This is a genomic window from Prevotella sp. MGM2 (assembly GCF_002933955.1).
Lineage (GTDB): Bacteria > Bacteroidota > Bacteroidia > Bacteroidales > Bacteroidaceae > Alloprevotella.
Genome location: NZ_BEWW01000311.1, coordinates 1 through 8,684, shown reverse-complemented (window position 1 = coordinate 8,684; position 8,684 = coordinate 1). Strand labels below are relative to the sequence as shown.

Below are 8,684 nucleotides of genomic sequence, written 5' to 3'. Positions count from 1 at the left end.
AACATTTCAGCTCTCGAATTTTAACAAATGCACCGGAATTTCGGCTTGACCCGAAGTTACTGCTCGCAAAGTCCCCACTTCACTGCCAAAGATTCTCCCACTCCACAAAACGGTGGCCGTCAGCAACAGAAACACTATTAACAGAGATAACAAGCGTTCGAATAAAGTTATAAGTCGGAACATATACTGATATTTATTTTCAATAACTAAGTAAAGGACACAACGCCGCCCTTCCTGATGAAAAAAGAACTCTTATCCCTCACGCACGAAATCGAACATTTCATAAAGCAAATCCTTACCAGCATGGCAGTCCAAGCAAATGTTTCCAACATCTGACAGAAGCGTGAAATTTATCGTGCCTCCTGCGTTTTTCTTGTCGTGCCGCATCAGTTCGTAAAGACGGTCATAATCCTTGCAGGCAAATGGGAAACGCCCATAATACTCATTAATGAATGAAACTGTCTGACGCATTTTTTCCTGAGGGAAACCCTTAAGTTTCACGCTGAGAAAGAGTTCACCCACCAAACCCCATGCCACCGCATAACCGTGCAATACAGGTTGCTGTTTCTCCAAAGCTAAACTTTCAAAAGCATGTCCTACCGTATGTCCCAGATTAAGAGCCTTACGCAAGCCTCTCTCCCGAGGGTCTTCCCTTACGATCCGGGATTTCACCTCTATGTTTTGCGCCACCATTTCTTGCAACTGACCTAAATCAGGACATGCAAGATTAAAGTTCAAATGCTCGCTCCACATATCCTTATCTTGCAATAAAGCATGCTTCAGCATTTCGGCATAACCGGAGCGCAAATTATCCTTATCGAGTGTTCGTAAAAATTGCGTGCTGATGATTACGGCCAAACTCTCACTGAAAACACCGATCTCGTTTTTCAACCCGTTGAAATTAATACCTGTTTTACCTCCCACAGCGGCATCAACCATGGCCAATAACGTTGTGGGAACATTTATAAAACGGATACCGCGCTTGAACGTAGAAGCAGCAAAACCACCCAGATCGGTAACCATACCGCCACCTAAACAAATAAGCAACGAATGACGTGAGGCGCCACCGAAAGCCAAAGCCTCCCAAACTTTAGCGAGGGTATCCAAATTCTTGTGTATATCAGTAGATCCGATGACAATCTTTCCAGCTTCGTTTAAAGCCGTACAACCCATTATCTGCGGGAGACACAAAGCGGCGGTTGTTTCATCGGCGAGGATAAATATTCTATCATAACCAGCACTACACAAGTTTGATAATTCTTCTTTAATATTTTCTGACAATATAATTTGCTGTAACATGTCGAGAGTGACTATTTGAAGTATAAAACCATTAAAAGACTAATGGGGAACGGAAAATCACTCATCACAACCTTGTTCGAAACTTTCGACGGCACTGCGATAAGTATCCGGAATATCTGCCGAAGTTTGGGATTTTAAAGAAAAGCACACCATCACGGTTGAACAGCGACACACGACTTCTCTTGTTTTTTCGTTAACAGCCCGTTGTTGCAGGGTAAAACTTTTCTGCCCCACATGTGAAATACGCGTTTCCACCACTATCTGATCTCCGTAAAGAATCGGCTGAATAAAATCGGCATTGACATTTGCAATGACAGGCACAACATCACGATTACGGTAATCGAGTTTCAATACATTATTCAAGTAATCCTCCTTACCTAAATCGTAAAAAGCAAAATAAGCGTTATTATTGACATGTCCGTAGCGGTCAACGTCATTAAATCGAATCTGAATAGGGAGGCGATGTCTGAACACAACTGCCTCATCAAAAGCCTGTTGTTTTTTATTTGACATAATAATTTAAAGTGCGTCGTAAATAAAATGAAGCAAGTTACGGAGAAAGAATATCTGATTAACTAAAGAAATTACGGGCCACCGCAGCCATACGCCCACGGTCAGGCCTCATCTCCATTGTTTCCTCATCCACATAACAAAGGTCACGCAAGGCAAAGATATCCTCTCCCTCGTCTGTCATTCTCTTTCCAGCCTGGCAGAATAAATGGTTGCGTGCATCGACCACCCGTATTGCTTCCACATTATAATCGGCCGGTTCGCCACTTGCCGCCAGCTCCGCTCTGACAAAATTTTCCAGAGCGTCAATAAAATCTTGGGCATCGTTTGTCATGAGGCAAAAGTAGCATATTTTCGTCAAACAGACTTATGTTACCCTTTTAAATAAAATTAAAAGAGCATGTAGCTGTAGCCACACGCCCTTTTGTAATTTTTCTTTCTTCAAAAGAAACTTATCAAGCTTCTTTCTTGACGTTGATACGACGTTCTTTGATACGAGCTTTCTTACCAGTGAGTCCACGAAGATAATAAAGCTTAGCGCGACGCACCTTACCATACTTGTTCACCTCAATGCTATCGATATTAGGTGATTCAATGGGGAATATACGCTCCACACCTATTGAACCGGACATTTTGCGAACTGTGAAACGCTTTTTTTCCTGATGACCGGAAATTTTAATAACAACGCCGCGGTAAAGCTGAATACGCTCTTTGTTACCTTCGACAATCTTGTAAGCAACGGTGATAGTATCACCGGCACGGAATTGGGGGAAAGATTTGCCTGTAGCAAAGGCTTCCTCAGCAATTTTAATTAAATCTGCCATTTTTTTTGGTAATTTATTTTTTAGTCCTGCCGGGCATAACGGGGAACACTCATCCAGACAGAGGCCCGAAGGAAAAGCGCTGCAAAGGAACAATTTTTTTTCGATATAAACAAATTTTCCAAAGACTAAAATATCCTTTACAAAAAAGACTACAGTTTCAACCTACTATATCCTATCAATACTATAAATAGAAAATGCGACAAAACACTTTCATAAAAGTAGTTTGTCGCATATTGTCGGGATGACTGGATTCGAACCAGCGACCACACGCCCCCCAGACGCGTACTCTAACCGGACTGAGCTACATCCCGTTTTGCTTATGGAAATATCTTTCAGAAATAAGTTACTTCCTTTTTGCGAGTGCAAAAGTAGAATATTATTTTTATTCCACCAAATTGCAAAGATGTTTTTTTTAAAAAAAATGTCATTCACGACATTTTTCCATCATTCCGGTATAAAAAGCACTTAAAGATCGCTTAAAAACGACCTGTCTATATTTATATCCAGCATCAGACTCTAGTCAGAGATCAGTCCGCACAAAGAGTTATACTATAGCCTCCGTGCCACTTCCCGCCACCAACGAGGCTATTTATATAAGCACGTTCGGACACCTCACTGTCAAATCCGATGCTGTCACACAGGCCATACCACGGTTCTGCACAGACGAAAGGTGAATGCACTCCTTGAGGTGACCAGAAAAGCCATACAGGCGCACAACTTTCCACCCGCAACAAAGGACGGCGCGATTTATCGAACAAGGTGGCAGCTTTCAACTGACCCCCATCGAATATAAGAGCTTCGTTTTCAAAAGTCGAAACGGCCAATGGCACCAAACCGTCTTCTGTGAGAGGTATTTTGAAACGTTCCGGTCCTACGCAACCTTGTTCGCTGGCACGCACGACATCCTTCACATCACCTTCAAGCTTTAAGAAACCGTCCACATCGGCAGCCTCATCAAAGTCAGGCAAAGCAAAGCCGGGATGACCGCCCATTTGAAAATACATCGTCTCGCTTCCTTTATTGGAAACCGTAAACGTGACAACAAGGCGATCTCCCTCAAGCGCATAACATACAGTCAGCGCGAACGCCCACGGAAAAGCCTGTCGGTCTGTTTCCTCCTGAGGTCCTTCATAGGTCAGTGTCAGACTGTCGGACCGCTCCTCTGCCACCTGCCACAGTTTGTCACGCATAAACCCGTGCTTAGGCATCGGATAAGTCTGCCCATTATAACGGTAAGTACCATCCCACAATCCGCCAACAGCAGGAAAAAGAATAGGCGAACGTCCTTCCCAATAAGCCGGATCTCCCTGCCATAGATATTCCCGACCCGAGGCGGTGTGTTTCAAACTCTGCATTTCGGCCCCCTGAGGGTCGATGACAACAGTCAGATATTCATTGCTGATAGTTTTCATGGTTGACATTGATATTTTCATTGAATTTAGTCCTGCAAATATAGCGAACAGTTTTCATTCCACTGCCGTATTCACACCGTTTTTTATCTACCATAACACCACTGCGACCAAACTGCTTGCGTACTCATAAACTTGCCACTCATCCGAATATCGGAGGAATACCCTATTTAAAAACTATTTGCTTTAGGCGGAAAAAATCGTATCTTTGTCATGGCGAAGCGGAGCACTCTAAGGATATGTTCCGCTTTTTGCATAAAAACAGGGGATTTTCCTACAAATGTTCTAAGATATATCCCGAAAACGCCAAGTATCACAATAAAAATTGCAAGTATCCGTATTAAAATTCGGGTAAGGACTTTTCTCACTCCAATGCCCGAAATAAGCGGAAAGCCCCAGCTGAATATAACAGGCAGTCATACAGGTTAATATCAACAAGACTATTTTCACCTCTTTAAATAACCATCTCATCACGTCCCACCATGCAAATACTCCTTTCCTGTGCCAAAACTATGGGCCATACACCGGCAGCAGTTCCCGAAGTTACCGTGCCACATTTCCAGACCGATGCCGAACAGACAGCACGGCAACTGCTGCAACTCACTGCTGCCGACCTGCGTGAAGCGCTCCATGTCAACACGCCCATAGCTGCCGAAAACGCCCGCCGCTACGCTGAATTCTTTGCACACACCACGCCTGAAGTCCCTGCCTTGCTGGCCTACACCGGCATTGTATTCAAGCATCTCCGACCGGAGCATCTCACCATTACCGACATGGCCTACGCACAGCAACATCTCTTCATCACCTCATATCTGTACGGCCTGCTCCGCCCGCTCGACGCCATACGTCCCTACCGGCTGGAAGGCAACGTCCGCCTGCCGGCCGACGATGACCGGAGCCGCTTTGAGCATTGGAAACCCCTGCTCACGGATTATCTCATCCGGGCCGTGAAGGCCGACGATGGAGTGTTGGTCAATTTGGCAAGCGCCGAAATGAAACGCCTCTTCGACTGGCGGCGCATAGCGGGCGAACTTAACGTCATTACGCCGGAGTTCAAAACGATAAAGGAAGGCCGCGAACGCTCCATCGTCATATACACAAAAATGAGCCGCGGACAAATGGCACGGTTCATACTCAAGAACCGCCTTGTACATCCTTCCGAACTGACAGCTTTCGAACCGGCAATTGCCGAAGCTCCCGTTGTGATGTACCTGCACTGACTCCACTGCCTCTCATAACGCATCCGTCCGGCACTCATTGCCATGAAGCAACGTGCCGGACGGATTTTTTTCGGAAACAAATGATGTTATGGCGGAACCTACTTGCCGCCTTTCTTTTCCTGAACAATGGCATCAAGCACAGCCACAGCCGTAATATTCACGATGTCACGCACGGAACTTTCAAAATCGGTAAAATGGATGGGTTTGTTAAGCCCCATCTGAATGGGACCTACCACTTCGCCGTCTTCCATCATCGACTTAATCATTTTATAAGACGAATTGGCTGCCGTCAGGTTGGGGAAAACCAGCGTGTTAACGTCGACACCCTTCAAGCGGTTGAAAGGAAATTTCTCATCGCGCAAGTCTCTGTCGAGAGCAAAGTTCACCTGCATTTCGCCGTCAATGGCCAAGTCGGGATACTGATGGTGCATGCGTTTGATCACTTCCTGCACTTTGGCGGCACTGCCGTCAGTGTCTGTTCCGAAGTTCGAATAGGAAAGCATGGCAATGGCCGGCGTGCGGTTGAAGAAGCGCACCGTATCGGCCGACAGACGGGCTATATCAAACAAGGCATCGGCCGACGGGCGACGGTTGATGAGCGTGTCGGCTACGAAAAAAACACCTTTCTTCGAGCTGATGAGGTGCATCGTGCCGAAATGCTGAAAGCCGGGGCGGATACCTATCACCTCATTAGCCACCTTTATGGTGTTGGAGTATTTTGTATAAAGTCCGGTTATGAACGCATCGGCCTCTCCCGTCTCCACCATCATCATGCCGAAATAGTTTCGCTCGTACATTTTGTCGACAGCCTCCTGCTGCGTATAGCCTTTACGTTCCATCTTGCGGGCAAATATTTCGGCGTAACGGCGACGGCGCTCATACTGTGAGTCATTGCGCAGGTTCAGGATTTCCACCCCCTCTATGTTGAGTTTCATGTCATCGGCCATTTGGCGTATCTGCTCATCGTTGCCCAAAAGAATGGGGAAGCATATCCCTTCTTCCTTGGCGCGCACGGCGGCTTCGAGCATGGTGGGGTGAGTTCCTTCGGCAAATACCACCCGTTTGGGCGACAGGCGCGCGGTATCATACAGGTTTTGCGTGAACTTGCTCTCCTGCCCCATCAGTTCACGTAATTGCTGGCGATAGGCTTTCCAGTCGGTTATGTTCTTCCGGGCCACGCCGCTTTCGATTGCGGCCTTGGCCACAGCCATCGACACCTCTGTAATGAGGCGCGGATCTACGGGTTTGGGAATAAAATAGTCGGGACCGAAAGTAAAGTTACGCACATGATAGGCGCGGTTGACGATGTCGGGCACCGGCCGGCGCGCCAAATCGGCAATGGCACGTACGGCAGCCATCTTCATTTCCTCGTTGATGGCGGAAGCGGCCGTGTCGAGAGCACCGCGGAAGATATAAGGAAAACCGATGACGTTGTTTATCTGGTTAGGGTAGTCCGTGCGTCCGGTGCTCATAAGCACATCGGGACGGGCGGCCATGGCGTCCTCATAGGAAATTTCCGGAACGGGATTGGCCAGGGCGAAGATGATAGGATTGGCCGACATGGATCGCACCATTTCCTGAGAAAGGATATTTCCTTTTGACAGGCCGACAAAGACATCGGCTCCGCGCATGGCTTCTTCAAGCGTGTGGACATCGGTACGGGAAGTAGCAAATTCGCGTTTCTGCTCCGTCAGTCCGGGACGGTCGGCCGTAATGACGCCCCGGGAGTCGAGCATCACCACATTCTCACGGCGAGCGCCGAAAGCGCAGTAGAGACGGGTGCATGATATGGCTGCCGCTCCGGCACCGTTGACCACGATTTTTGCGTCCTCGATCTTCTTGCCTGCCACTTCCAGGGCATTGATAAGGCCGGCAGCTGAAATGATAGCCGTACCGTGCTGGTCGTCGTGCATAACGGGAATGTCGAGTTCCTCCTTGAGGCGGCGTTCTATTTCGAAGCATTCGGGAGCCTTGATGTCTTCAAGGTTAATGCCCCCGAAGGTGGGGGCAATGGCCTTTACGGCAGCGATAAACTTTTCGGGGTCCTTTTCATCGACCTCAATATCGAAAGCGTCCACGCCGGCATATATTTTAAAGAGCAGACTTTTGCCCTCCATCACAGGCTTGCCTCCTACGGCACCGATATCGCCCAGACCAAGCACGGCCGTACCATTGGAAATTACGGCCACAAGGTTGCCTTTATTGGTATATTTATAGGCATTGTCCGGATTATCCTGAATTTCGAGACAAGGCTCGGCCACTCCCGGCGAGTAAGCCAGTGAGAGGTCGGTCTGTGTACGATAAGGCTTGGTGGGCACTATTTCGATTTTGCCCGGTTTGCCTTGCGAGTGATAGAGCAAGGCTGCTTCTTTGGTTATTTTTACCATAAATGTAGAACTAATATTTTGTTTGTTGGCAGTCATATCCAATAAATCCCGGCTCCTCCCTGTGGAAGGAGCCGGGCTGTTTTGCCATCCGCCGTCAGAAGCGGTACGTGAGCGTCACACCGATATTCTTAAAACCGGAGTTGATGATTTTAAAATCATTGCCCACGTTGAAAGCCACCATCGGACGATAGTCCAGGCCGATGGTCAGCGGGATATCCTTAGGCGTGAATCCGAATCCCAGTGTACCCACCGGACCGAAGAACATGCCGTCTTTGTGAGAATCATCGTCATAGTAGCCCAATCCGGCTCCGAAACCACCCCAGAATTTCCATGTGGCAAACCGGGGAGTCCAGTTTGGCCACTGCTTGATATTCCAATTGTAAACACCCTGCAGGGAGAAACCGTCGTCAAGATCGAACACACCGGCCGTAACGTCAAAGAAATTCTTATTATTAAAGTGGTACTGGTATTCAAGGTCAATTGTGGAACCGCCAAAGTGGGCACCAATGGCGTGAGGCGTGCGCTGGGCATAAGTGCCAAGAGTCACGAGGGCGAAAAACACCAATAACAAATACTTCTTCATAATCATAAAAGTTTTGTGGATGAAACGTAAGTTGCAATGAGGAGCACGCTACGCCAGACGAAAACGCCGGACGAAAAACGAAGCCTGAACTTCCGGATCGGGCCCTGAACCGGAACGGGCGTCCTGCTCGCTCTTTGCAAAGATAGACGATTTTAACTTAATCGCCCGCAGAAATATTACTAATAATTGTTACGCCCTACCGGCAGCCTCGGTCGCACATTAACATTTTTAACTTTCCGTTACATTTAAAACCGGCATTTCCAACACTTGCGGTATTGGAGTAGAAAAAGTCCGTACTGGAATTTTAACTCGAATACTTGGAATTTGAATTGCAATACGGGGAATTTCAGAAAAAAATACGGAGGAAACAGGACTGGAAAGGCGCGAAAATTACTGAAAAAGCGGGTCAAGCCGAAAACACGGTGCATGAATTTTGAGAAAAGTGTTAAATT

At 47.3% G+C, this 8,684-nt stretch carries 8 protein-coding genes and 1 tRNA gene; 1 reads left to right on the top strand and 8 read right to left on the bottom strand.

What is annotated here, in order from left to right; genetic code table 11:
- Positions 1-252: 252 nt before the first annotated feature.
- From aroB to C5S62_RS11475, 6 genes are all read right to left on the bottom strand, one after another.
- Positions 253-1,299, bottom strand: a complete 1,047-nt coding sequence (gene aroB / locus C5S62_RS11500; RefSeq protein WP_104405522.1) for a 3-dehydroquinate synthase — start codon at positions 1,297-1,299, stop codon at positions 253-255.
- Positions 1,300-1,356: 57 nt separating this feature from the next.
- Positions 1,357-1,812 carry a thioesterase family protein gene (locus C5S62_RS11495; protein WP_104405521.1) on the bottom strand — a complete coding sequence of 152 codons (456 nt, stop codon included), beginning with the start codon at positions 1,810-1,812 and terminating at the stop codon, positions 1,357-1,359.
- Positions 1,813-1,870: 58 nt separating this feature from the next.
- A complete protein-coding gene (locus C5S62_RS11490; protein WP_104405520.1) occupies positions 1,871-2,143 on the bottom strand; it encodes a hypothetical protein in 273 nt (90 codons plus the stop codon).
- A 121-nt stretch (positions 2,144-2,264) separates the two neighbouring features.
- Positions 2,265-2,633, bottom strand: coding sequence for a 50S ribosomal protein L19 (gene rplS, locus C5S62_RS11485; protein WP_104405519.1), 369 nt, complete (start codon positions 2,631-2,633; stop codon positions 2,265-2,267).
- Between the two features lie 236 nt (positions 2,634-2,869).
- Positions 2,870-2,944: transfer RNA gene (locus C5S62_RS11480), tRNA-Pro, on the bottom strand.
- A gap of 216 nt (positions 2,945-3,160) precedes the next feature.
- Positions 3,161-4,045 (bottom strand): aldose 1-epimerase family protein, encoded by an 885-nt coding sequence (locus C5S62_RS11475; RefSeq protein WP_190311585.1) that lies wholly within the window; start codon positions 4,043-4,045, stop codon positions 3,161-3,163.
- A gap of 479 nt (positions 4,046-4,524) precedes the next feature.
- Here C5S62_RS11475 and C5S62_RS11470 point away from each other — a divergent pair, with 479 nt between their 5' ends.
- Complete coding sequence (locus C5S62_RS11470; RefSeq protein WP_104405517.1) at positions 4,525-5,262, top strand: YaaA family protein; 738 nt, start codon at positions 4,525-4,527, stop codon at positions 5,260-5,262.
- Positions 5,263-5,360: 98 nt separating this feature from the next.
- Here C5S62_RS11470 and C5S62_RS11465 read toward each other — a convergent pair whose 3' ends face one another.
- Entirely contained in the window at positions 5,361-7,649 is a 2,289-nt protein-coding gene (locus C5S62_RS11465; protein WP_104405516.1) for an NADP-dependent malic enzyme, read from the bottom strand.
- A gap of 94 nt (positions 7,650-7,743) precedes the next feature.
- The gene (locus C5S62_RS11460) at positions 7,744-8,232 is read right to left on the bottom strand and encodes a hypothetical protein (RefSeq protein WP_133159587.1); all 489 of its coding nucleotides are present in this window, start codon (positions 8,230-8,232) and stop codon (positions 7,744-7,746) included.
- Positions 8,233-8,684: the final 452 nt, after the last annotated feature.